General features: G+C 59.2%; 20 protein-coding genes. 11 read left to right on the plus strand and 9 right to left on the minus strand.

Annotated elements, in window-relative coordinates:
- Nucleotides 1–158 precede the first annotated feature (158 nt).
- The 4 genes from VIL80_RS14930 to VIL80_RS14945 form a co-directional block, all read right to left on the minus strand.
- Entirely contained in the window at nucleotides 159–1,439 is a 1,281-nt protein-coding gene (locus VIL80_RS14930) for a ribonucleotide-diphosphate reductase subunit beta (RefSeq protein ID WP_332036889.1), read from the minus strand.
- 226 nt (nucleotides 1,440–1,665) lie between these two features.
- Nucleotides 1,666–4,614 (minus strand): ribonucleoside-diphosphate reductase subunit alpha, encoded by a 2,949-nt coding sequence (locus VIL80_RS14935; RefSeq protein ID WP_332036890.1) that lies wholly within the window; start codon nucleotides 4,612–4,614, stop codon nucleotides 1,666–1,668.
- 875 nt (nucleotides 4,615–5,489) lie between these two features.
- Nucleotides 5,490–6,404 (minus strand): ornithine carbamoyltransferase, encoded by a 915-nt coding sequence (argF, locus tag VIL80_RS14940; protein WP_332036891.1) that lies wholly within the window; start codon nucleotides 6,402–6,404, stop codon nucleotides 5,490–5,492.
- A gap of 17 nt (nucleotides 6,405–6,421) precedes the next feature.
- Entirely contained in the window at nucleotides 6,422–7,609 is a 1,188-nt protein-coding gene (locus tag VIL80_RS14945; protein WP_332036892.1) for an aspartate aminotransferase family protein, read from the minus strand.
- Between the two features lie 232 nt (nucleotides 7,610–7,841).
- Between VIL80_RS14945 and grxD the strand changes: the two genes are divergently transcribed.
- On the plus strand, nucleotides 7,842–8,174 hold the full coding sequence (gene grxD / locus VIL80_RS14950; RefSeq protein WP_332036893.1) for a Grx4 family monothiol glutaredoxin: 333 nt from the start codon (nucleotides 7,842–7,844) through the stop codon (nucleotides 8,172–8,174).
- Between the two features lie 104 nt (nucleotides 8,175–8,278).
- On the opposite strand, the gene bfr is transcribed toward grxD, so the two are convergent.
- The 3 genes from bfr to VIL80_RS14965 form a co-directional block, all read right to left on the minus strand.
- Nucleotides 8,279–8,761 (minus strand): bacterioferritin, encoded by a 483-nt coding sequence (gene bfr / locus VIL80_RS14955; protein WP_332036894.1) that lies wholly within the window; start codon nucleotides 8,759–8,761, stop codon nucleotides 8,279–8,281.
- 298 nt (nucleotides 8,762–9,059) lie between these two features.
- The gene (locus tag VIL80_RS14960; protein ID WP_332036895.1) at nucleotides 9,060–10,379 is read right to left on the minus strand and encodes a DUF2254 domain-containing protein; all 1,320 of its coding nucleotides are present in this window, start codon (nucleotides 10,377–10,379) and stop codon (nucleotides 9,060–9,062) included.
- 220 nt (nucleotides 10,380–10,599) lie between these two features.
- Nucleotides 10,600–10,812, minus strand: coding sequence for a bacterioferritin-associated ferredoxin (locus tag VIL80_RS14965; RefSeq protein ID WP_318954789.1), 213 nt, complete (start codon nucleotides 10,810–10,812; stop codon nucleotides 10,600–10,602).
- A gap of 363 nt (nucleotides 10,813–11,175) precedes the next feature.
- Between VIL80_RS14965 and VIL80_RS14970 the strand changes: the two genes are divergently transcribed.
- The 8 genes from VIL80_RS14970 (at nucleotide 11,176) to VIL80_RS15005 (ending at nucleotide 19,318) form a co-directional block, all read left to right on the plus strand.
- Nucleotides 11,176–11,778, plus strand: a complete 603-nt coding sequence (locus VIL80_RS14970; protein ID WP_318954788.1) for a peroxiredoxin — start codon at nucleotides 11,176–11,178, stop codon at nucleotides 11,776–11,778.
- A 405-nt stretch (nucleotides 11,779–12,183) separates the two neighbouring features.
- Complete coding sequence (locus VIL80_RS14975; protein ID WP_332036896.1) at nucleotides 12,184–13,446, plus strand: serine hydrolase domain-containing protein; 1,263 nt, start codon at nucleotides 12,184–12,186, stop codon at nucleotides 13,444–13,446.
- A 120-nt stretch (nucleotides 13,447–13,566) separates the two neighbouring features.
- Nucleotides 13,567–15,483 carry a molecular chaperone HtpG gene (gene htpG, locus VIL80_RS14980; RefSeq protein WP_332036897.1) on the plus strand — a complete coding sequence of 639 codons (1,917 nt, stop codon included), beginning with the start codon at nucleotides 13,567–13,569 and terminating at the stop codon, nucleotides 15,481–15,483.
- A 297-nt stretch (nucleotides 15,484–15,780) separates the two neighbouring features.
- The gene (locus tag VIL80_RS14985; RefSeq protein ID WP_332036898.1) at nucleotides 15,781–16,830 is read left to right on the plus strand and encodes an NAD(P)H-dependent glycerol-3-phosphate dehydrogenase; all 1,050 of its coding nucleotides are present in this window, start codon (nucleotides 15,781–15,783) and stop codon (nucleotides 16,828–16,830) included.
- 40 nt (nucleotides 16,831–16,870) lie between these two features.
- On the plus strand, nucleotides 16,871–17,149 hold the full coding sequence (locus VIL80_RS14990; protein WP_332036899.1) for a DUF4389 domain-containing protein: 279 nt from the start codon (nucleotides 16,871–16,873) through the stop codon (nucleotides 17,147–17,149).
- A 108-nt stretch (nucleotides 17,150–17,257) separates the two neighbouring features.
- Nucleotides 17,258–17,803 carry a DUF4389 domain-containing protein gene (locus VIL80_RS14995; RefSeq protein ID WP_332036900.1) on the plus strand — a complete coding sequence of 182 codons (546 nt, stop codon included), beginning with the start codon at nucleotides 17,258–17,260 and terminating at the stop codon, nucleotides 17,801–17,803.
- A 51-nt stretch (nucleotides 17,804–17,854) separates the two neighbouring features.
- Nucleotides 17,855–18,313 (plus strand): phosphohistidine phosphatase SixA, encoded by a 459-nt coding sequence (gene sixA / locus VIL80_RS15000; protein WP_332036901.1) that lies wholly within the window; start codon nucleotides 17,855–17,857, stop codon nucleotides 18,311–18,313.
- Nucleotides 18,314–18,454: 141 nt separating this feature from the next.
- Entirely contained in the window at nucleotides 18,455–19,318 is an 864-nt protein-coding gene (locus tag VIL80_RS15005; RefSeq protein WP_332036902.1) for an alpha/beta fold hydrolase, read from the plus strand.
- A 13-nt stretch (nucleotides 19,319–19,331) separates the two neighbouring features.
- On the opposite strand, the gene VIL80_RS15010 is transcribed toward VIL80_RS15005, so the two are convergent.
- Together VIL80_RS15010 and folE are read right to left on the minus strand one after the other, a co-directional pair.
- Entirely contained in the window at nucleotides 19,332–19,685 is a 354-nt protein-coding gene (locus VIL80_RS15010; RefSeq protein ID WP_332036903.1) for a 5-carboxymethyl-2-hydroxymuconate Delta-isomerase, read from the minus strand.
- A gap of 46 nt (nucleotides 19,686–19,731) precedes the next feature.
- On the minus strand, nucleotides 19,732–20,271 hold the full coding sequence (gene folE / locus VIL80_RS15015) for a GTP cyclohydrolase I FolE (RefSeq protein ID WP_332036904.1): 540 nt from the start codon (nucleotides 20,269–20,271) through the stop codon (nucleotides 19,732–19,734).
- 183 nt (nucleotides 20,272–20,454) lie between these two features.
- Between folE and prmB the strand changes: the two genes are divergently transcribed.
- Nucleotides 20,455–21,387, plus strand: a complete 933-nt coding sequence (gene prmB / locus VIL80_RS15020) for a 50S ribosomal protein L3 N(5)-glutamine methyltransferase (protein WP_332036905.1) — start codon at nucleotides 20,455–20,457, stop codon at nucleotides 21,385–21,387.
- A gap of 137 nt (nucleotides 21,388–21,524) precedes the next feature.
- Nucleotides 21,525–22,619: chorismate synthase (gene aroC, locus VIL80_RS15025; protein ID WP_332036906.1), on the plus strand; the 1,095-nt coding region annotated here is incomplete at its 3' end.

The raw sequence follows: 22,619 nt of genomic DNA on the forward strand, positions 1-22,619 counted from the left end.
CACACGTCTTTCTTCTCGACGCGGCGAATGACTAGTTTCGTCGGGTCCATTTTTAAACATAAAAAAAGCGGGCTTTCGCCCGCTTCAATACCTCTCTTCCTGTGAGCGACTCTTTGTTGTAGTAAATCCTTTTCTACAGTCGATGCCTATTTAGTGGTTTACCACTGCAGTGCACCGCCGGTCTGGTATTCGATAACCCGTGTTTCGAAGAAGTTCTTCTCCTTGCGCAGGTCCATGATTTCGGACATCCACGGGAAGGGGTTCTGGGCGCCGGGGAACTGTTCTTTCAGGCCCAGCTGGCTCAGGCGACGGTTGGCGATGAAGTGGAGGTATTCCTCCATCATGGCCGCGTTCATGCCGAGTACGCCGCGGGGCATGGTGTCGCGGGCGTAGGCCACTTCCAGTTCCATACCTTCCAGGATCATCTGGGTTACTTCCTGTTTGAACTCTTCGGTCCACAGGTGCGGGTTTTCCAGTTTGATCTGGTTGATCACGTCGATGCCGAAGTTCAGGTGCATGGACTCGTCGCGCAGGATGTACTGGAACTGCTCGGCAACGCCGGTCATCTTGTTGCGGCGACCCATGGACAGAATCTGGGTGAAACCACAGTAGAAGAAGATGCCTTCGGTCACCGCGTAGAACGCGATCAGGTTGCGCAGCAGCTCCTGGTCTTTCTCGATGGTGCCGGTCTTGAAGTTGGGGTCGCTGATGGAGCCGGTGTGCGCGAGGCTCCAGGCGGCTTTCTTGGCCACACTCGGTACTTCGCGGTACATGTTGAAGACTTCGCCTTCGTCCATGCCCAGGGACTCTACGCAATACTGGTAGGCGTGGGTGTGGATGGCTTCTTCAAAGGACTGGCGCAGGATGTACTGGCGGCACTCCGGGTTGGTGATGTGGCGGTAGATGGCCAGCACCAGGTTGTTGGCTACCAGGGAGTCGGCGGTGGAGAAGTAACCCAGGGAGTATTCCACGATGCGACGCTCGTCGGCGGTCAGACCGTTGGGGTCTTTCCACATGGAGACGTCTTTGTTCATGTTTACTTCTTGCGGCATCCAGTGGTTGGCGCAGCCGTCGAGGTATTTCTGCCAGGCCCAGTCGTACTTGAACGGTACCAGCTGGTTGAGGTCGGCGCGGCAGTTGATGATGCGCTTCTCGTCTACCTGGATACGGGCTGCGCCCATTTCCAGTTCTTCCAGGCCGGGGGCCGGGTCGAGGTCGGCTACGGCGGCGCGGGCGGCTTCCACAGCGGACGTGGCGCTGGAAGAACTGGTCTGGGCCGCGGTCGGTGCCGGGGCACTGCTGGCGCTGTCTGTATGGAAGGCTGCGCTTTGTTCGGTGACTGCCTGCTGCTCGGATTGCAGTGCACCCGGCACCGGTTGCGGTTCGGGCTTTTTGGATTCTTGTTTGGCTTGTGAGTCGAAATCGTCCCAGCTGAGCATGATTCCCCCTATCTTTCCTGAGCAATTGCCGTGCCGAGTTTGCCGGCAGGGCCTATTCATTCGGTGTGTTTTGCGCCTTGCGCCCGGACCGGGCTATTACTCTTTGGTTGAGTAATGAACCCGGTGCCGGGGCGGCGCTTATGGTCTTGGTTGCGCGGCCGTTTCGCTGGGAATCGGCCTACGCGGTGCTCTCCCCCGAGAGTCTTTGCAAACGATCAACCAGCGCTTACTGGCAGGCTTCGCAATCCGGATCGTCCAGAGAGCAGGCCTTCGGCACGGCGGCCGGCGCGACCATTTCCTCAGCTTGCGCTTTCGGAGCCGGTGCGGCGTTGGCGGCCGGGGCGCCACCGGCGCTTACTGCGTTCAGGGTGCCGGTGGTCACGGTGGATTTCTCCGTGGAGGTGGCAGCCAGTGCGCGCAAGTAGTAGGTGGTCTTCAGACCGCGGTACCACGCCATGCGGTAGGTTAGGTCCAGTTTCTTGCCGTTGGCGCCGGCAATGTAGAGGTTCAGGGACTGGGCCTGATCGATCCACTTCTGGCGGCGGCTGGCGGCATCCACGATCCAGCGCGGTTCCACTTCAAACGCGGTGGCGTACTTGGCTTTCAGGTCGGCCGGGATGCGGTCGATCTTCTGCACGGAACCCTCGTAGTACTTCAGGTCGTTGACCATCACCTTGTCCCACAGGCCGCGGGCTTTCAGGTCGTGTACCAGGTACGGGTTCACCACGGTGAATTCACCGGACAGGTTCGATTTCACGTACAGGTTCTGGTACGTGGGCTCGATGGACTGGGATACGCCGGTAATGTTGGCGATGGTCGCGGTCGGGGCGATGGCCATCACGTTGGAGTTGCGCATGCCCTGGCTCGCGACTTTCTCGCGCACCACGTTCCAGTCCATGGTGGAGCTGGTGTCCTGGTCGATGAACTGCTCGCCGCGGTTCTTGGCCAGGATTTCGATGGAGTCGATCGGCAGGATGCCCTGGCTCCACAGAGAACCTTCGTAGCTGGAGTAGCTGCCGCGCTCGGCCGCCAGGTCGCTGGAGGCTCCGATCGCGTAGTAGCTGATCGCTTCCATGGTGGTGTCGGCGAAGGCTACGGCTTCATCGCTGGAGTAGGAGATGCCGGCTTTGTACAGCGCGTCCTGGAAGCCCATCAGGCCCAGGCCCACCGGACGGTGGCGCATGTTGGACTGACGCGCGGTTTCCACGGCGTAGTAGTTAATGTCGATCACGTTGTCGAGCATGCGCACGGCGGTCTTCACGGTGCTGGCCAGTTTTGCCTGGTCGAGCTTGCCGTCTTCGCCGATGTGCTGGGACAGGTTTACGGAGCCCAGGTTACATACTGCGATTTCGTCGTTCGCCTTGGTGTTCAGGGTGATCTCGGTGCACAGGTTGGAGCTGTGTACCACACCGGCGTGTTGCTGCGGGCTGCGCAGGTTACAGGCGTCCTTGAAGGTGATCCAGGGGTGGCCGGTTTCAAACAGCATGCCCAGCATCTTGCGCCACAGGTCGAGCGCGCGCACTTTTTTGTGCAGCTTCAGCTTGCCTTCGGCAACCATCTGCTCGTAGTGGTTGTAGCGCTCTTCGAACTTGTCGCCGAACAGGTCGTGCAGGTCGGGGCAGTCCGCCGGAGAGAACAGGGTCCACTCCTTGTCTTCGAACACACGCTTCATGAACAGGTCCGGCACCCAATTGGCGGTGTTCATGTCGTGGGTACGGCGACGGTCGTCACCGGTGTTCTTGCGCAGCTCGAGGAATTCCTCGATGTCCAGGTGCCAGGTTTCCAGGTACGCACACACGGCGCCCTTGCGCTTGCCACCCTGGTTAACGGCGACCGCGGTGTCGTTGGCCACTTTCAGGAAGGGCACAACACCCTGGGACTTGCCGTTGGTGCCTTTGATGTAAGAACCCAGAGAGCGCACCGGGGTCCAGTCGTTGCCCAGGCCGCCTGCCCACTTGGACAGCATGGCGTTGTCCTGGATGGCACCGTAGATGCCGTGCAGGTCGTCCGGCACGGTGGTCAGGTAGCAGGAGGACAGCTGCGGACGCAGGGTACCGGCGTTGAACAGGGTCGGGGTGGAGCTCATGTAGTCGAAAGAGCTCAGCAGGTTGTAGAACTCAACCGCGCGCTCATTCGGGTTTTCTTCATTGATGGCGAGGCCCATGGCGACGCGCATGAAGAAAATCTGTGGCAGCTCGAAACGGATTTCGTCGGAGTGCAGGAAGTAGCGGTCGTACAGCGTCTGCAGGCCGAGGTAGCTGAACTGGTGATCGCACTCGGGCTTGATCGCGTCGCCCAGCATGTCCAGGTCGAAGCTGGCCAGTGCCGGATCCAGCAGTTCCAGCTCGATACCTTTGGCCACGTACGCGGACAGCGCCGGCTTGTACAGGCTCTTCATTTCCTGCTGGGTGGCGGACTCGGCCACGCCGAGGAAGCGCAGGGCTTCAGCGCGCAGTTTGTCCAGCAGCAGGAACGCGGTGGCGTAGGTGTAGTTCGGCTCTTGCTCAACCAGGGTACGCGCGGTGATTACCAGCGCGGTGTTGATGTCGGTTTCGGAAACGCCGTCGTACAGGTTTTTCAGTGCTTCGCGCAGGATCAGCTCGCCGTCTACGTCGGTCAGGCCTTCACAGGCTTCGCTGACGATGGTGCGCAGGCGCTCCATGTCCAGTGCAACCAGGGAACCGTCTTCCATTTTTACGCGGATGCTCGGGTGAGTATCGGCGGACTGGGCGCTGGCGGCTTTCTGCGCTTCTTTTTCTTTACGCAGGCGCGCGTGCTCTTCGCGGTAGAGCACGTAGTCGCGGGCAATCTTGTGTTCACCGGCGCGCATCAGTTCCAGTTCTACTTGGTCCTGGATTTCCTCGATATGGATGGTGCCGCCGGACGGCATGCGGCGCTTGAAGGTGGCGCTGATGTGGGAAACCAGATCGGCGACGCGCTCGTGAATACGGCTGGAGGCGGCAGCGGTGCCACCCTCGACGGCGAGGAATGCCTTGGTAACAGCTACGGAGATTTTGCTGTCGGCGTAGGGCACCACGGTGCCGTTACGTTTGATGACGCGGATCTGACCGGGGGCAGTGGCAGCCAGTGTGGTGTTGCTGCTGGCCTGATCTGATACCGAATCCTTGGTAGTGCCGTTAGGCGCAGACTGAGAGCGCCCTGTCTCTGTGTGCATGAATTTCTCCATAGTTTTGTGTGCGCGTCGAGTGTGACTTGCCCGGTGTTGCTTTTGGTTTTTTTAGCCGGCTTGTGGCCGAAAAATCGTTCTAATTTTTTGCGCGCTCATCGCGCTTTACTGTGCTGGCTGTGCGCGATAACGCGATGCCTCTCACACATCTATTTCATTTCCGCAGGCACAAGCAGTGACGACGATGCCTCGGCACCGCTCGGGTAACTCTTGTGGGGTACTGCTTGATACTGCGTCTGAAACTCAGGGGCACCCTGCGGCCGGATTGACCGGTAGAGGTCTGCGGCGTTACTGCCGGCAAACACTTATCCACCGCTCCGGAGTCCTATGCGGACTGTGTACAGGCCTGGCCTAGTTGGTGCGATAGCGGTCGAACACAATATGTTGTGGTGGGGTTCGGGCGCCCTGCGCCGTATTCCCAGGGGTTTCTTGTGGGTCATTCCACCGTGAAACCCAACATATTGGGGTTCGATCTCGAATGACCAACAAGATAATGCGATTGGGTGCCCAATTCAAGGCGGATAACTTTGGGGTTACTTGTGGATAATTTGTGGGTAGGCAGTGCGGCGCCAGTTATCCCCAGCCTGCAGCGCCCGCCGTTATTGGGCGGGTATAAAAAGTGATCAGATTGGGCGACTACGTGGTTTTTCTAAGAATATTTTTTAATAGTAACGGGTTCCCAAATTAAGCATGGCAATAACAATTTGGGCCTGATTAATCCCTGAGCAAACTGGCACGGAATGGTCGAAATTTAACCGGATTTTTTCTGGCGGTGATTCCATCCCGTTGTCAGAGTGAGGCGCACAAAAAAGGGGCGCCGGTGATTATGCGGCGCCCCTTTTTCAGCCGTCGGCCAGAGGCGATCAGCGGCTGTTTTCTATCAGAAACTCCATCAGTGCTTTCTGGGCGTGCAGGCGGTTTTCCGCCTCGTCCCACACCACGGAGATTTTCTCGTCTTCCAGCAGTTCGCCGCTCACTTCCTCACCGCGGTGTGCGGGCAGGCAGTGCATGAACACGGCGTCGCTGTTGGCGTGGCTCATCAGCTCGTGGTCCACCAGGTAGCCCTCGAACGCCTTCATGCGAATACGCTGTTCGTCTTCCTGGCCCATGGAGGCCCACACATCGGTGGAAACCCAGTCGGCGCCGCGTACCGCATCTTCCGGCTTGCGCACGATGGTGACGCGGTCGCCGGCGGCGGCGACGATGGCCGGGTCCGGATCGTAACCCTCGGGGCAGGCGATGCGCAGCTCGAAATCGAACTGGCGCGCGGCACTGATGTAGGACTGGCACATATTGTTGCCATCGCCCACCCAGGCCACCACCTTGCCTTCCGGGCTGCCGCGGTGCTCGAAATAGGTCTGCAGGTCTGCCAGCAGCTGGCACGGGTGGTAGCTGTCGGACAGGGCGTTGATCACCGGCACCTTGCTGAACTCGGCGAAGCGCTCGAGGATGTCGTGGCCGAAGGTGCGGATCATCACGATGTCCACCATGCGCGAGATGACGCGCGCGCTGTCTTCAATCGGCTCGCCGCGGCCCAGCTGGGTGTCGCGCGGGGACAGGAACAGCGCGTGGCCGCCCATCTGTGCCATGCCGGCCTCGAACGAGACCCGGGTGCGGGTGGAGGCCTTTTCAAAAATCATCCCCAGCACCTTGTTGCGGAAGGGCTCGCTGGTGACGCCCTGGTTGCGCAGGGCCTTGAGTTCGATGGCGCGGTCGATAACCGCGCGCAGCTCTTCCTTGCTCAGGTCGAGGAGGGTGAGAAAGTGTCTGACTGCCATGTTTTATTTCTCCAAATTCAGTCGGCCTTTTCGGCAAAGTCGCGCACCAGTGCGGCGACGGTTGTGGCGATCTGGCTGCACTCGGCATCGCTCAGGGTGAGCGGCGGCAGCAGGCGCACCACATTGCCGGAAGTGACATTGATAAGCAGGTCCTTGGCGCGGGCCATGTCCACCAGCTCCGCACAGGGGCGATCCAGTTCGATGCCCACCAGCAGGCCGAGACCGCGCACTTCCTTAACCAGTGCGCAGTCCGCCAGTTCGGATTTGAGTTGTTCCACCAGGTCGCGGCCCAGCTTGGCGGCGCGCTCGATCAACCACTCGCTTTCGAGGGTTTCCAGCACCGCGATACCGGCGCGGCAGGCCAGCGGGTTGCCACCGAAGGTGGAGCCGTGGCTGCCGGCGGTGAACAGTTCCGCCGCCTTGCCGCGGGCCAGGCACGCGCCGATGGGTACGCCGTTGCCGAGGCCCTTGGCGGTGGTGACCACATCCGGCAGCAGATCCGCGTAGTGCTGGTAGGCGAACAGCTTGCCGCTGCGGCCGTTGGCGGTCTGGATCTCGTCCAGCATCAGCAGCCAGTCGTGCTGGTCGCACAGGGCGCGCAGGCGCGGCAGGTAGTCGGCGTCGGGGATGCGGATACCGCCTTCGCCCTGTACCGGTTCCACCAGGATGGCGACGATGTCGCTGTGCTCGGCGGCGAGCTTCTCAATCGCGGCCGCGTCGTTATAGGGCACACGCAGGAAACCCTCCGGCAGCGGGGCAAAGCCCTGCTGTACCTTGGGGTTGCCGGTGGCGGTCAGGGTGGCGAGGGTACGGCCGTGGAATGCCCCCTCGGTCACCACAATTTTCGGGATGGCGAGACCGCGCTCGTTGCCGAGCTTGCGCGCCAGCTTGATGGCCGCCTCATTGGCTTCCGCGCCGGAGTTGGAGAAAAACACATTGTCCATGCCGGACAGCGTGACCAGCTTGTCCGCCAGTTTCTCCTGCGGCGGCAGGTTGTACAGATTGGACGCGTGCAGCAGCGTTGCCGCCTGGTCCTGGATGGCTTCGGTGACCGCTGGGTGGCAGTGGCCGAGGCCACACACGGCAATGCCGGAGAGAGCGTCGAGATAACGTCGGCCAGCATCGTCCCACACGTAATTGCCTTCACCTCTGACCAGGGTCAGGGTTCTGTTACCGTAGTTCTGCATAAGTGCGGGAGTGGCCACTGAGATATCTCCTCTGTCGGTGGGCCGAAGTAAGGGAAACCGCAGAAAATGCGTCGAAGGCATGCTCTGGCAGCAATTTCCCCGGAAAGCCGGCAATACTAGCACAGCCGCGCTGCGGAACCAGCAGTGCGTGCGCGCAAAAATGAATCGGGTACAATGCGCGCTTTCACGACGGATTGACGCCGGGTGCGGCCCGCGTCGGACATTTCCCAACCCGAGGTTAGCTTCCATTATGGATACTCTGGAAAACATCAAGCAGCAGATCGCCGACAACGACATTCTGCTTTATATGAAAGGCAGCCCCAACGCGCCCCAGTGCGGTTTCTCCATGCGCGCATCCCAGGCGATCATGGCCTGCGGTCAGCGTTTTGCCTATGTGGATATCCTGTCTAATCCGGACATCCGTCAGGAGCTGCCCAAGTACGCCAACTGGCCGACCTTCCCGCAGCTGTGGGTGAAGGGCGAGCTGATCGGCGGCTGCGACATCATCATGGAAATGTATGAGAACGGCGAGCTGAAGACCCTGATCGAAGAAGCGGCCAAGGGCGCAGAGCAGGGCGAGTAATCGTTGCTGTTTTCCTGGGAGTGATTTTCCCGGGCACAAAAAAACCGCGAATATTCGCGGTTTTTTTGTGCCCGGATTTTCCATCCGGCCTGCTTGCCGTGGGATCAATCCTCGGAAGCTTTTTCCATCTGCGACTGCAGGTAGTTCTGGATACCCACCTTGTCGATCAGGCTCAGCTGGGTTTCCAGCCAATCCACGTGCTCTTCCTCGGAGTCGAGGATTTTCTGCAGCAGCTCGCGGCTGCCATAGTCGCGCACGGATTCGCAGTAGGCGATGCCATCGCGCAGATCGGGAATGGCTTTCTGCTCCAGTTTCAGATCGCACTTGAGCATTTCCACGGTGTTTTCACCGATCAGTAGCTTGCCCAGGTGTTGCAGGTTGGGGATGCCCTCGAGGAACAGAATCCGTTCGATCAGCCAGTCGGCGTGTTTCATCTCGTCGATGGATTCGTGATATTCCTTGTCTGCCAGTTCCTTCAGGCCCCAGTCCTTGAACATGCGCGAGTGCAGGAAGTACTGGTTGATGGCAATCAGCTCGTTGCCCAGTGCCTTGTTCAAATGCTCGATGACCTTGGGATCGCCTTTCATTGCTATCTCCTTTTGCCCTGAAGGGACATTTTATTAATCAGTGTGATCCGGATTACGCGCCGGGCGTCTCGGATAAATCCTGTCGAATTTAAGACGTCCCTATGTTCTCCCTAATTGTAGGGCCGCTACGGGTTTGCGGAGTGAGTTTGCGGTGCACAAAAACGCAAGTCAAGCGCGGATGTTCGGGAATCTCGCCGGTAAAAAGCACGAAAATTAACGGGAAAACGGCATAAAAATGCAATGAGAATAATTGCTCTTTAGAGTGCCGGTGGTGGGTGTGTGAAACCGGGTTGCGGTGTCAGCTGAGGCGGTTGCGCACCGCGGCAATTTTCCTGGTTATGGCGGCGGTATCAAATTTGTCGTCGATCTGGTTTTCGCAATCTTCCGTGAGGCGCTCGAGGCAGTGCTTTAACGCGCGCTTGTCGGCCTCGCGGTTGCATATTTCAGCGAGTTCGTAGAGCGCGTCCAGCAGGTGGTGCATCACCACCGCGCTCTGGCTGCCGTATTCGCGAATTTCATCCAGTGCCGCCGCGAGCACATCGGCGAAATCGAGTTCTTTGGTCACCAGCCGCAGCCGTTGGTTTTCGTCGTGAAAACAGTTGGGCAGTGGCGGCCGCTGCAGCACCACGCCGATACCGTCGATCAGGCGATCAATACAGGAGTAGGCGGTAAACGGATCGTTGATGCCGGGAGAGAGCGCGCGCACCGCAATCTGTGCCAGTTGGCGGATGGAGAAAATGATGTCCTGCTCTGCGGTGGGCTGCGAGCCGATGGTGATGGCGCTGCGAATAACTTTCGCGATTTCCTCGGTGTCCTGTTGTCGCGGCGGCTCGAATATTCGCGCCACACAGCTCCAGTGGTTGAGGTAAGTGCCGGGGTGGCACTCGAGCTTGATGCAGCAATCATTGCCCTTTGCCCAGCGCAGCAATTTTTCCCGGTCGATCAACTGCACATAGCCGCCGTGGTGGGCGGGCACACACAGGCAGTTGTCGCCCAGATTGAGGTCGCGCAGATCCGCGCGGGTATTGCGCGGGTCGCGACTTTCTTCGCTGGGATAGATTTGCGCCAGCGCCTGGCGGAATTCCCGGTTGATATTGAAGGTGATGTTGTCGACCTGAATTGACTGCGCCACGTTGTGAATGAAATAGATCAGGTAGGCGATACTGACGAGCGCCAGCAGGATCGCCATGCTCACCGCCAAGCTCTGGTTCTCGCCGCTGCTTTTGCCGGCCTGGATACCGCGCATCACCATCAGTGCGTAGACAAAGGTCGAGAGAAAAATGCCCAGGGACACCTGGGTGCCGCGATCGCGGATGAAGTTGCGCACCAGGTGCGGCCCGAACTGGTTGGCGGCGAGGGTCAGGGCGACGGTGGTAATGGAGAACACGGTACCGGCGACGGTAATGGTGCTGCCGGCAATGGTGGAGAGCAGGGCGCGGGCGCTTTCGCTGTCGCGCAGTTCCAGCCAGCGGAAGCCGGGCAGGTAATTGATGTCCAGCATCTGGTCGAGAGACAGCAATCCGTGGGCGAGCAGGATGGCCACCGCCATCATCACGGCGGGTACCAGCCAGAAGCTGGCGCGCAGGCGTTCCGACAGATGCAGCAGCTTTTGCTTCATGGCTCTCCGCAGTCAGGATTTCAGGCAGGGCGATCAGGGCCCATAAAAGCCTAGTTGCTGACTGGGGGAGCGGTCAGTAGTGGTGCGAGCATTGCGCGACAGTGGATGACCGTCACACGGGGCGAGAATTGAGGATATCTAAGAAGAAGCAAGAAACGGGAAGAGGGGAGCTGGTATTGGCGGGCGCTGGGGTGGCCCGCCACGGGCGTCGCTGTGGAAATCAGCTCGCGGAATAGAACAGGGCGCTGTTCGCGGAAGCCATGACGCCACCGGCCATGGTCTCGTCGATGATTTCCTGGGTCAGCTCGGCGCAGCGGCCACACTGTGAAGACACGCCCAGGTGACGGCGCAGGGCCTTGACCGAAGTGGAGCCATCGTACACGGCTTCTTTGATCTGGCTGTCGGTGATGCCTTTACAGATACATACGTACATTTCGGGTAACCCTGACGCAAAAATAATCGGTTATCGAACGGAAGTTGGATCTTATTGGTAATGAGAATGTGTGTCAATAAGATTGCCGCATTGTTCAAAATTTATTCTAGTTGGCGAGCTGTAAATCAGTAGGGGGGATTGGGATTTTTCTGACCGTAAGGTCGAAAGTGCGCGCTGCAGTCGGCAATACCTCAAGGGTGGCGAGGGGCGCCAGCTATCGTATTTATATAAAAATTTAATGGGACTGGCATAAAGCCCTGTGTAAGATAGCGGCCCACTATCAATCTTTTATCAATTTATAGCTACCGGTTATAAATTGAGCATTCCCATAACGGCATTATTTATCTCACTGAGGAGGTTCTCATGGCTGTATTAGTAGGCAAGCCCGCTCCCGATTTCACTGCGGCTGCAGTACTGGGCAACGGCGAGATCGTTGACACTTTCACCCTGTCTGACGCCATCAAAGGCAAAAAAGCGGTTATCTTCTTCTACCCGCTGGACTTCACCTTTGTATGTCCGTCCGAGCTGATCGCGTTCGATCACCGCTATGCGGAGTTCCAGAAGCGCGGTGTTGAGGTGATCGGTGTTTCCATCGACTCCCAGTTCTCCCACAACGCCTGGCGTAACACCCCGGTAAACGACGGCGGTATCGGTGCGGTTAAATACGCTCTGGTTGCCGACGTGAAGCACGAAATCTGCCAGGCCTACGACGTTGAGTCCGAAGGCGGTGTAGCTTTCCGTGGTTCCTTCCTGATCGACGAGGAAGGCGTTGTTCGTCACCAGGTAGTTAACGATCTGCCGCTGGGCCGTAACGTTGACGAAATGCTGCGCATGGTTGACGCACTGGCGTTCCACCAGGAGCACGGCGAAGTTTGCCCGGCTGGCTGGCAGGAAGGCGACAAAGGCATGAACGCCTCTCCGGCGGGCGTTGCTGCTTACCTGAGCGAGAACGCTGACAAGCTGTAAGGCTGTCTGCGAGCTACGGAGCTCTGACTGAGGGAGGCAATATTGTCTCCCTTATAAAAAAACCGCCGCGAGGCGGTTTTTTTATGCCTGCCATTTTGGGCGCCTGAAAATCAGACGTGCAGACAGGATGATGCCGTGGGAAAAATCGGCTAATGTGCGCGCTTGTTCCAGTTTTATTACAATGCCCGCACTGAGCGACACAGGTTGGCGGGGCAGCTGCGCAAGTGGCCGATTGAGGCAAAGATAGCGGGAAGGTCCGAGAATTATTGCGCGGGCTGCTAGTCTTAATACAGGTTTTCCCAACACACCCGGCAGAGCTGTTATCCGCCAACCCTCGGGGTGAACCCGGAATACAGGGTCAGGCGCTGTCGCGGCGGTCTGCAGTAGACACATGGTGTATTCAAGGTGATTCAGGGCATTTCCAACCGTATCCGAGGCGCATTTCAGGCAGCTGCTGGCAAGCGGCTGTCGTCGCTGGCGTTCCTGTTCGTGCTGTTGGTGGCGCATCCCGCGACTGCAGCGGATGCTGCGCGCGGGGACAAATCCGCACGCGAAAGTAGCAAATCGGTCAGCAAGAACGTTGCGGCCAGTGCCGAGGAGTTCGACCGCTACTTCCGCGAGATGCTGGAGCAGCACGGTATTCCCGGTGCCGCCTATGTGATCGTGGATCACGACCAGGTGGTGGCCATGAACACTTACGGTGTTCGGGTCAAAGGCAAGCAGGAAGCGGTGACCAGCCACACGGTGTTTCGCCTGGCGTCGGTATCCAAAACCTTTGCCGCCAGCATGGCCGCGGTGCTCGAACACGAGCACAAATTCAACTGGGGCGACAAGGTGGTGCGCTACGTGCCGGAGCTCAGCTTCAAGACCCCGGCACTGTCCATGAAACTGCAGGTGCAGCACCTGCTGAGCCACTCTTCGGGGTTGACCCCCAACGCCTACGACAACTATCTGGAAGACAATCGGCCGCTGTCCAAGATCCTGCCGATGTTCGCCACCATTGACCCCAACTGTGATCCGGGCAAATGCTACGGCTACCAGAATGTCCTGTTCAGCCTGATCGAGGACGTGATCCAGAAAGCTACCGGCGTTCCCTATAGCCGCCAGCTGAAGGACCGGTTCTTTGTTCCCCTGCAGATGGAAGATGCATCCCTTGGTTGGGAGGCCTTTATGGCGGCGGGCAACCGTGCCGCCCCCCATGTGCAGACCGGCAGCGGCTGGCGCCCCGTAAAGGTAGAAAAGGAGTACTACCTTGCGGCGCCGGCGGCCGGTGTTAACGCAAGCATCAGCGATATGGCCCAATGGCTTAAGGCGCAGATGGGCTACTACCCGGAGGTGCTGTCGAAGGAAGTGATCGCCGACCTCACCACCGAGCGGGTGGAGACCCGCCGGCATATGCAGCACCGCGTCTGGCGTGACTATATCGACCACGCCGGTTATGGGCTCGGCTGGCGCCTGTATACCGTGGGCGATGATCGCATCGTGTTTCACGGCGGCTGGGTGGCCGGTTTCCGTGCCGCAGTGGCCTATTCGGAAAAGCGCAAGGTGGGCATCGCGATTCTGATGAATGCAGAGTCCCGCGTGATCGCCGATCTTACCGGCCAATTCATCGGTGATATCACCGGCCGCAGCAAGCTGGTGCAGGCTTCTACGACGGTGAAAAAGTAACCGGATTTCCGCTTCTTTTCCGATCTTCCCCCTCTCTCCCTTCGGCCGGCGCTTGAAAAGGTGCCGGTCGGCCCAATATCCCCTGTCTTGAGATTGATCTGATTTAGGGGAGACTGACCCATGACTGTAGAGGCGCATAAAGAACGCCACGGTTTCCAGACCGAAGCCAAGCAGCTGCTGCACCTGATGATCCACTCGCTCTACTCCAACAAGGAGATTTTCCTGCGCGAGCTGGTTTCCAATGCATCCGACGCCGCCGACAAGCTGCGCTTTGAAGCGCTCTCCAAGCCCGAGTTGCTGGAAGAAGACCCGGACCTGCGTATCCGCATCGAGTTCGACAAGGACGCCCGCACCCTGAGCATTACCGATAACGGTATCGGTATGAGCCGCGATGAGGTGATCGAGAACCTCGGTACCATCGCCCGTTCCGGCACCGCCAATTTCATGCAGAACTTAAGCGGCGACCAGAAGAAGGACGCGCACCTGATCGGTCAGTTCGGGGTGGGTTTCTACTCCGCATTTATCGTCGCCGACAAGGTGGATGTGTTCACCCGTCGCGCCGGTGTCGACGCCAGCCAGGGCGTGCACTGGGAGTGCAGCGGCGAGGCCGAGTACGCGGTGGAAAATGTGGAGTGGCCGAACCGCGGCACCCGCGTGGTACTGCACCTGAAGGACGAAGCCCAGGAGTACGCCGACGGCTGGCGCCTGCGCACCATCATCAAGAAATACTCCGACCATATCGCCATCCCGGTTGAGATGCTGAAAGAAGAGCACAACTTCGGTGATGACGCGGACAAGCAAGAAGACAAGGCCCCGGAATTTGAAGCGGTCAACGCCGCCCAGGCCCTGTGGACCCGTCCGCGCTCCGAGCTGAAATCCGAGGAGTACAAGGAGTTCTACAAGCACATCTCCCACGATTTTGACGACCCGCTGACCTGGAGTCACAACCGTGTGGAAGGCAAGCTGGATTACACCAGCCTGCTGTACATTCCCGCGCGCGCGCCGTTCGACCTGTATCAGCGCGATGCCGCCCGCGGCCTCAAGCTGTATGTGCAGCGCACCTTCATCATGGACGACGCGGAGCAGTTCCTGCCGCTGTACCTGCGCTTCGTCAAAGGGGTGCTGGATTCCAACGACCTGCCGCTGAACGTGTCCCGCGAAATCCTGCAGAAGGACCAGAACACCGACGCCATCAAGAGCGCGCTCACCAAGCGTGTGCTGGACATGCTGGACAAGCTGGCGAGCAAGGACGGTGACGAGTACCAGAAGTTCTGGGAGCTGTTCGGTTCCGTGATGAAAGAGGGGCCGGCGGAAGATTTTGCCAACAAGGACAAGATCGCCAAGCTGCTGCGTTTCTCCACCACCCACACCGACAGTGCCAAGCAGGATCAGTCGCTGGAAGATTACGTGGGCCGCATGAAGGACGGCCAGAAGCATATCTACTACGTGTGCGCGGATAACTTCGCCACCGCCAAGTCCTCGCCGTACCTGGAAGTATTCCGTAAGAAGGGCATCGAGGTGCTGCTGCTCACCGATCAGGTGGACGAGTGGTTCGTGGGCCATATGCGCGAGTTCGACGGCAAGCAGTTCCAGGATGTGGCCAAGGGCGCACTGGATCTGGGCGATGCGGAAAACGCCGATGACAAGGCCGAGCGCGAAAAGGTCGAGAAAGAGGCAGGCGCCCTGGTGGAGCGGGTCAAGGAAGTGCTGGAGAGCCGCGTGGAAGACGTGCGCGCCACCACCCGTCTGGTGGATTCTCCCGCGTGTCTGGTGGCCAGCGACAACGACATGGGGCTGCAGATGCGCCGTATCCTGGAGCAGGCTGGCCAGGCACTGCCGGACGCCAAGCCCATTTTCGAGTTGAACCCCAACCACCCGCTGGTACAGCGCCTGGACCAGGAGCAGGACGAGGACCGCTTTGCGGATCTCACCAATATCCTGCTGGACCAGGCCAACCTGGCGGCGGGCAACCAGCTGGAAGATCCGGCGGACTACGTGCGCCGCCTGAACACGCTGCTGCTGGAGCTCAACCGCTGAGTTCCTGACGTTGCCGACTGGCCGGGCACTTTGCCCGGCCAGTTAATCCCCCCTCCCTCCATTTCCTGATCTTCCTCGCTCACTGGGCGCTACCCTATAGAACTTGGCGCTACGCTATAGTTGCTATCTGATTTGCTACTCAATGGTCCTCTCGCCGGTTTTTTGCACGAATTGGTGTTTAAAAAACGGTAACGTCGGGTGAACTTGGCAAAAACGACCAATTTCTTCACCGGTCGTTGGGTGCCGGCACCAGGCTCCGTATAATCCCCCGCTGCACAGTAAAAGCCACAGAGCGTTATGACCCAGAAAGACGTATCCTCAAACGCCCCTGAATCCCGTTATTCCATTGCCATTCTCGGTGGTGGCAGCTTCGGCACCGCCATTGCCAATATTGTCGCCGGCAACGGCCACGATACCCGGCAGTGGATGCGCGACCCGGAGCGCGCCGAGGCCTGCATGGCCAACCGGGAAAACCAGTACTACCTGCCGGGCGTCGCCCTGCACCCGGATCTCAAGGTCACCAGTGACCTGGAAGCCGCGGTGTGCGGCTGCCAGATCGTGTTTGTCGCCATTCCCAGTAGCTCCTTCCGCGAGGTGATACACCGCGCTGCGCCGATACTGGCTCCCGGTACCATGCTGATCTCCCTGACCAAGGGGGTCGAGCGCGACAGCTTCGACCTGATGAGCGATATCCTGCGGGAGGAAACCGAGGGGATGCGCGTGGGGGTGCTGAGTGGCCCCAACTTCGCCAAGGAAATTGTCGCCGGTCACTACACCGCCACGGTGATTGCCAGTGAGGACGAAACCCTCTGCACCACGATCCAGAAGGTACTGCACTCGCAGACTTTCCGGGTCTATTCCAGCAATGACGTGTTCGGTGTGGAACTCGCCGGCGCGCTGAAAAATATCTATGCCATCGTCACCGGTATGGCCGTGGCCCTGGGGCGTGGGCAGAACACCACCAGCCTGCTGATCACCCGGGCGCTGGCGGAAATGATGCGCTTTGCCGAGGCCGTCGGCGCGGACCCGATGACCTTTATCGGCCTCGCCGGTGTCGGCGACCTGATCCTCACCTGCTCGTCCGACCTGAGCCGCAACTACCGGGTGGGTTACCTGGTAGGCAAGGGCAGGACGCTGGACGAGGCGGTCAACGAGATCGGCCAGGTGGCGGAAGGTGTCAACACGGTTCGCCTGATCAAGGCCAAGGCGGACGAATTGGGTGTCTACATGCCCTTGGTTTCCGCCATTCACGCCATATTATTTGAAGGTACCCCCATCCCCACGGTGATCCGTGAGTTGATGTCCGGGGAGCAGACCTTTGATGTCGCCTATTCGGCCAAACCCTGAGCGGGCCCCAGGCAGGGAAGCCCTGAGTACGGAACAAGAGATGAATAACGAACAGATCAAGCACAACCTGACGTCTTCCGAGCACTGGCTGCGACTGGTGTTTATGGTGTTGTTCGCGATCCTGCTGGAAGTGGCAGGTGTCGTGATGCTGGCAACCATCATCCTGCAGTTTTTTTTCGCCATCATCACCGGTGGCCCGAACGACAACCTGCGCCAGCTCGGCAACCAGATTGCATCGTACATTTACCAGACCCTGCAGTTTCTGATTTACAACACGGAAGAAAAGCCATTTCCCTTCTCGGAGTGGCCGCAGTCCTGAAATGATTCCGGACTATAGTTTTTTCCCTGGCAGTGTTTTCCCCGACGCCGGCCCTTGTGGCCGGCACATATCGATAGTGGTGCCCAACAACGGAATGGTGATCGCCCAATGAGCAATGAAGAACTGAAAAAAAACCTGACCTCGACCAACCAGTGGCTGCGCCTGATTTATATGGTGCTGTTTGCGGTGCTGCTGGAAGTGGCCGGCTTTGTGATGCTGGCCGTGGTTATTGCCCAATTCCTGTTCGCCATTTTTACCGGCGGGGCCAATGACAATCTGCGCCGCCTCGGCGACCAGATTTCAACTTACATCTACCAGAGCCTACAGTTCCTGATCTACAACACGGAAGAGAAGCCCTTTCCGTTTTCCGAGTGGCCGGAGTCCGAGGAAGAGGATCTCTCCACCTATGAAAGCGCCGAGGAATTCGACGGCGAGATTATCGGCAGCGAAGACGATGTAGATGTCGTCGCCGAGTTTGAGGAAGTGGACGAAGCGGGCAGTAAAACAGCGCCTGCCAGGACCGCGGAAAAACCGGAAGCGAAAGCAAAAGACAAGGCTGCAAATGCCGGGCAAGACCAGGCGGGCGATGAAACCGTCATCGAGCTCGGCCGCGATACCCCCTCGGACACCGAAAAGAACTCCGGTGACAAGTAACCCGGGCATTTGCTCACCAGATTGGCTGCAAGGATTTGACGGGAGAACGTAGTGCTGTTGCTTGTCATGCGTCACGGCCGCGCCGAGCCGTACAGTAAGAGCGATGAAACCCGCGCACTCACCGATGAAGGGCGCGAGGATGTGGCTGCGGTGTGCAAGGAGCGCGCCTCGGAACTGGCCCAGGTGAAAACCATCTGGGCCAGCCCTTTTGTTCGTACTCGCCAGACCGCCAAGATCGTGGCGGAAGCCTTCGAGCGCGAGGTGGAAATCCAGGAGCTGCTGACCGGGGATACCCCGCTGGATGAGCTGCTGGATGCGTTGGCCGCGGCGGATGAAGATATCTTTCCTCTGCTGCTGGTCAGCCACCAGCCGCTGGTGGGCAGTCTGGTCAACGGCCTGTGCGGCACCGGTGATGAACACCCCATGGGCACGTCGAGCCTCGCCTGCCTGAGTGCCGATGTGTGGGCCCGCGACTGCGCGGAGCTCGAGTGGCTGCAGCACAAGCCCTAGTGCTTAAGTACACCCTCAGAATTTGCTTGGCGCCTGCCGGTGCAGTGGCAAAAAGTGGCCATGGAGTCTGACCTTTGTGGCCATTGAGTCGCTGCCGGGGCGCTGTCAGCATGATGTGCTCATTCACCGGAAGTTGCTGTCATGAGCCCGTCCCCCCGAGAAATTACCCTGGATCTCCAGGGCAACACCATCGCCGCGCGCCAGTGGGGTAATCCGGATGGTGTGCCGGTATTGGCGATGCACGGCTGGCTGGACAACTGTGCCAGCTTCGACGCCATGGCGCCCCACTTACAGAGTCTTAATCTGGTAGCGGTGGATATGGCCGGGCATGGCCAAAGTTATCACCGCCATCGCGATGCCAATTACACCGTGTGGACAGAAATCGAGGACGTGCTGGGGATGGCCGATGCCCTCGGCTGGCAGCGGTTCTCCGTGCTGGCGCACTCCCGCGGCGCAGTGATCGGTACCATTGCCGCGGCCACCTTTCCCGAGCGTATCGACCGCCTCGCTCTGATCGACGGTCTGGTGCCCCCGCCCACCACCGATGAAGAAGCGCCGGATACCCTGCGCAAGGGGATCGAGCAGCGCGCGCGTTACCGCGGTCGCCCGAGCAAGGTGTTCGATTCTCTGGATGTGGCCACTGCGGCGCGCAAGAACGGGCTGTTCAAGCTCAGTGATAGTGCCGCGCGCGCACTGGTGGAGCGGGGCGTGCGCGCCTGTGATGGTGGCTATACCTGGAGCAATGATCCGCAGTTGCTGGCGAGCTCGTTGGCAAAATTGAACGAGGCGCAGGTGATGGCGTTTCTTTCCCGCGCGACCATGCCGATTCGCCTCGCTCTGGGGAAGGATGGTATCCAGGGCATGATCGAGCGCATCCGTCCCATTGCCGAACGGGTACCCAGTATGGAAATTCGTGAATTTCCCGGCGGGCACCATCTGCACATGGAGGAAAGCGCGGAGGCGATTGCCCGCTGGTTCCTGCCGTTTCTGGAAGCGAACGGCTAGGAGAGAGGTTGGGTCAGAAGGGAACCCGCTTTGAGTAGCTGGCCTTTTGCATATCCCGTACTTCCACGGAAATTTCCGGCACTTCCGGCGCGGACTCGCACAGGCTGTTGAAGATGGCCGCGCTCAGGGCTTCCTTCTGCTCGGAGGTGCGGCCTTCGAGAATCCGCACCTCCGCGTGAATAAACGTCTTGTTGCCACCTTCGTCATTGCCCAGCGCGAAATCCCGATAGGGCACCGCGCGGGTCTTGATGGCGCTGGCATTGAAGAGCCCGGTGCCGTTCATGGCCTGCTGACCATTCTTCACCAGTGTCGCAATGGAAATGGTGTCTTCCAGTTGCTGAGAATATTCGATCACCAGATGAGGCATTGCCGGGTTCTCCCTGTTTATTCCTGATCGCGCCTATTCTTTGCGGTTAACGGATCAGGGACAGAAATTCGTGGCGGGTGGCCTGCTGGCTGCGGAAGGAGCCGAGCATGGCGGAGGTTTTCATCACCGAGTTCTGCTTTTCCACACCGCGCATCATCATGCACATGTGCTTCGCTTCGATGATGACGCCCACGCCGGCAGCACCAGTAACACGCTGGATGGATTCGGCGATTTCCACCGTAAGCTGTTCCTGAATCTGCAAACGACGGGCAAACATGTCTACAATGCGCGCCACTTTCGACAACCCCAGCACCTTGCCGTCGGGAATATAGGCTACGTGGGCCTTGCCGATAAACGGCAGCATATGGTGCTCGCACAGTGAGTAGAGCTCGATATCTTTGACCAGCACCATCTCGCTGCAGTCGGACGGGAACAGTGCGTCGTTTACGATCTCTTCCACCGTCTGCTGATAGCCGCGGGTAAGGTATTGCATGGCCTTGGCCGCGCGCAGCGGGGTGTCTTTCAGGCCCGGGCGTTCCAGGTCTTCACCAATGGCTTCAAGGATGTGTGCGTAGTGTTCTTTCATCAGTATGCTTCCAGCGTCTCGCCCGCAGCGACATCGGTGCGCGCTTGGCACCGCTTGTGGCCAGGCTGTTGTGACAAGAGTGGCCGTAGTCTGGGGGCTCCAGAGGGTGCGCTACCCTAAGCCTTTGTGCAACGGTAGTAAAGCAGCAAAAACCAATGCGCAGGGAATTGAGGAATTTCGCCAATGATAGAGAAACGTGAGTCCAATTTGCAGGAATTGCAGTCGATTCTGGATTACATCCGCTGGGGCGCCAGCCGCTTCACGGAATCCGAGCTCTGGTTCGGTCACGGTACCGACAATGCCTGGGACGAGGCTGTCCTGCTGGTCACCCACGCACTGCACCTGCCCGTGGACAGCAAGCCGGAGATCCTCGCCGCGCGCCTGACCATGGAAGAGCGCAATCAGGTAATGGATGTGCTGGAGAAGCGCATCAATCTGCGCCTGCCTGCGCCCTATATCACCCATGAGGCGTGGTTCTGCGATATGCCGTTTTATGTGGACGAGCGGGTGCTGGTGCCGCGCTCGCCCATCGGTGAGCTGATCGGCCAGCGTTTTGAGCCCTGGCTGACGCAGGAGCCGCTGGCGATTCTGGATCTCTGCTGCGGCAGCGGTTGCATCGGTATCGCGTGCGCGGAGACTTTTATGGATGCGCGGGTGGATGTCAGCGATATCTCCGCGGATGCCATTGCCGTGGCGCAGATCAATATCAACCGCCACGACCTGAACGAACAGGTGCGCGCGGTGCAGTCGGATCTGTTTGCGGGGCTGGCGGGTTGCAGCTACGACCTGATCGTGAGCAACCCTCCCTATGTGGATGCGCGGGACCTGGCGGAAATGCCAGCGGAGTACCATGCGGAGCCGGGGTTGGCACTGGGTTCCGGTGACGATGGCCTCGACTTCACCCGTCGCCTGCTGCTGGAGGCTCCCGACTACCTGCAACCGGAGGGCATTCTGGTGTGCGAGGTGGGAAACAGCTGGGAAGCCCTGGAGGCGGCGTTTCCGAATGTGCCGTTTTTATGGCCCGAACTCGAAGAGGGCGGACACGGGATTTTCGTGTTGAGCAAAGAAGACCTGCTGGCCTATCGCCCGTTTTTTGAGGCGGGTGCCAACGGCTAGTCGGCCTCTCCGCGGTGGTTTCGTGTGTGACTAATTGAGCGTCCCGCCGCAGAGGGAATCCTTTATAATGCGCGGCTTTCATTGACAAATATTGTCGAGAGAAATCGAATAATTCACTGGGGTAGGGAATACCGGGTATGTCGGGCAACACATTTGGCAAGCTGTTCTGTGTCACCACTTTTGGCGAAAGTCACGGCCCGGCGCTGGGCTGCATCGTCGATGGTTGCCCTCCCGGGCTGGAAATTTCCGCCGAGGAAATCCAGCTGGAGCTGGATCGTCGCAAACCCGGCACCTCCCGTTACACCACCCAGCGCCGCGAGGCGGATGAAGTCAAAATCCTGTCCGGTGTGTTTGAAGGCAAGACCACTGGCACGCCCATCGGCCTGCTGATCGAGAACACCGACCAGCGCTCCAAAGACTACGCGAATATTTCCGAGCAGATTCGCCCGGCCCATGCGGATTACACCTACTGGGCCAAATATGGTCTGCGCGATTATCGCGGTGGTGGCCGCTCTTCCGCGCGCGAGACCGCCATGCGCGTCGCTGCCGGTGCTATCGCCAAAAAGTGGCTGAAACAGCAGTTCGGTATTGAAGTACGCGGCTACCTTTCCCAGCTGGGTCCCATCAAGGTGGAAACGCTGGACTGGTCCCAGGTTGGTGAAAACCCCTTCTTCTGCCCGGACGCCAGCAAGGTGCCGGAGATGGAGGCGTACATGCAGGCGCTGATCAAGGAGGGCAACTCCGTCGGTGCGCGCATCTCCGTACACGCAAGTGGCGTTCCCGCCGGTCTCGGTGAACCGATTTTCGACCGCCTGGATGCGGACCTCGCCCACGCGCTGATGAGTATCAACGCAGTGAAAGGTGTGGAGATCGGGGCGGGTTTCGCGTCGGTGGAGCAGAAGGGCACCGAGCACCGGGACGAAATCACCCCAGACGGTTTCCTGTCCAATAATGCCGGCGGTATTTTGGGCGGCATTTCCAGTGGTCAGGAGATCATCGCGCACATCGCACTGAAGCCCACCTCCAGCCTGCGTATTCCCGGCAAGAGCCTGGATATCAACGGCAACCCCATTGAAGTGGTCACCACCGGTCGTCACGACCCCTGTGTGGGCATCCGCGCAACCCCCATCGCCGAGGCGATGATGGCGATTGTGCTGATGGATCATGTACTGCGCCAGCGTGGGCAGAACGGGGATGTGGAGTTTGGCCTGAAGATTCCTGCGGGCGAGCCA

The sequence above is a fragment of the Microbulbifer sp. genome, from assembly GCF_036563125.1.
GTDB lineage: Bacteria > Pseudomonadota > Gammaproteobacteria > Pseudomonadales > Cellvibrionaceae > Microbulbifer.

Coding starts and splice junctions, on each gene's coding strand:
- VIL80_RS15010 (WP_332036903.1), bottom strand. CDS start 19,685: ATGCCTCATCTGGTGATCGAATATTCTCAGCAACTGGAAGACACCATT.
- argF (WP_332036891.1), bottom strand. CDS start 6,404: ATGGCAGTCAGACACTTTCTCACCCTCCTCGACCTGAGCAAGGAAGAG.
- VIL80_RS14995 (WP_332036900.1), top strand. CDS start 17,258: ATGAGCAATGAAGAACTGAAAAAAAACCTGACCTCGACCAACCAGTGG.
- folE (WP_332036904.1), bottom strand. CDS start 20,271: ATGAAAGAACACTACGCACACATCCTTGAAGCCATTGGTGAAGACCTG.
- VIL80_RS14935 (WP_332036890.1), bottom strand. CDS start 4,614: ATGCACACAGAGACAGGGCGCTCTCAGTCTGCGCCTAACGGCACTACC.
- VIL80_RS14965 (WP_318954789.1), bottom strand. CDS start 10,812: ATGTACGTATGTATCTGTAAAGGCATCACCGACAGCCAGATCAAAGAA.
- VIL80_RS14990 (WP_332036899.1), top strand. CDS start 16,871: ATGAATAACGAACAGATCAAGCACAACCTGACGTCTTCCGAGCACTGG.
- bfr (WP_332036894.1), bottom strand. CDS start 8,761: ATGAAAGGCGATCCCAAGGTCATCGAGCATTTGAACAAGGCACTGGGC.
- htpG (WP_332036897.1), top strand. CDS start 13,567: ATGACTGTAGAGGCGCATAAAGAACGCCACGGTTTCCAGACCGAAGCC.
- VIL80_RS14930 (WP_332036889.1), bottom strand. CDS start 1,439: ATGCTCAGCTGGGACGATTTCGACTCACAAGCCAAACAAGAATCCAAA.
- VIL80_RS15005 (WP_332036902.1), top strand. CDS start 18,455: ATGAGCCCGTCCCCCCGAGAAATTACCCTGGATCTCCAGGGCAACACC.
- VIL80_RS14960 (WP_332036895.1), bottom strand. CDS start 10,379: ATGAAGCAAAAGCTGCTGCATCTGTCGGAACGCCTGCGCGCCAGCTTC.
- prmB (WP_332036905.1), top strand. CDS start 20,455: ATGATAGAGAAACGTGAGTCCAATTTGCAGGAATTGCAGTCGATTCTG.
- grxD (WP_332036893.1), top strand. CDS start 7,842: ATGGATACTCTGGAAAACATCAAGCAGCAGATCGCCGACAACGACATT.
- VIL80_RS14985 (WP_332036898.1), top strand. CDS start 15,781: ATGACCCAGAAAGACGTATCCTCAAACGCCCCTGAATCCCGTTATTCC.
- VIL80_RS14970 (WP_318954788.1), top strand. CDS start 11,176: ATGGCTGTATTAGTAGGCAAGCCCGCTCCCGATTTCACTGCGGCTGCA.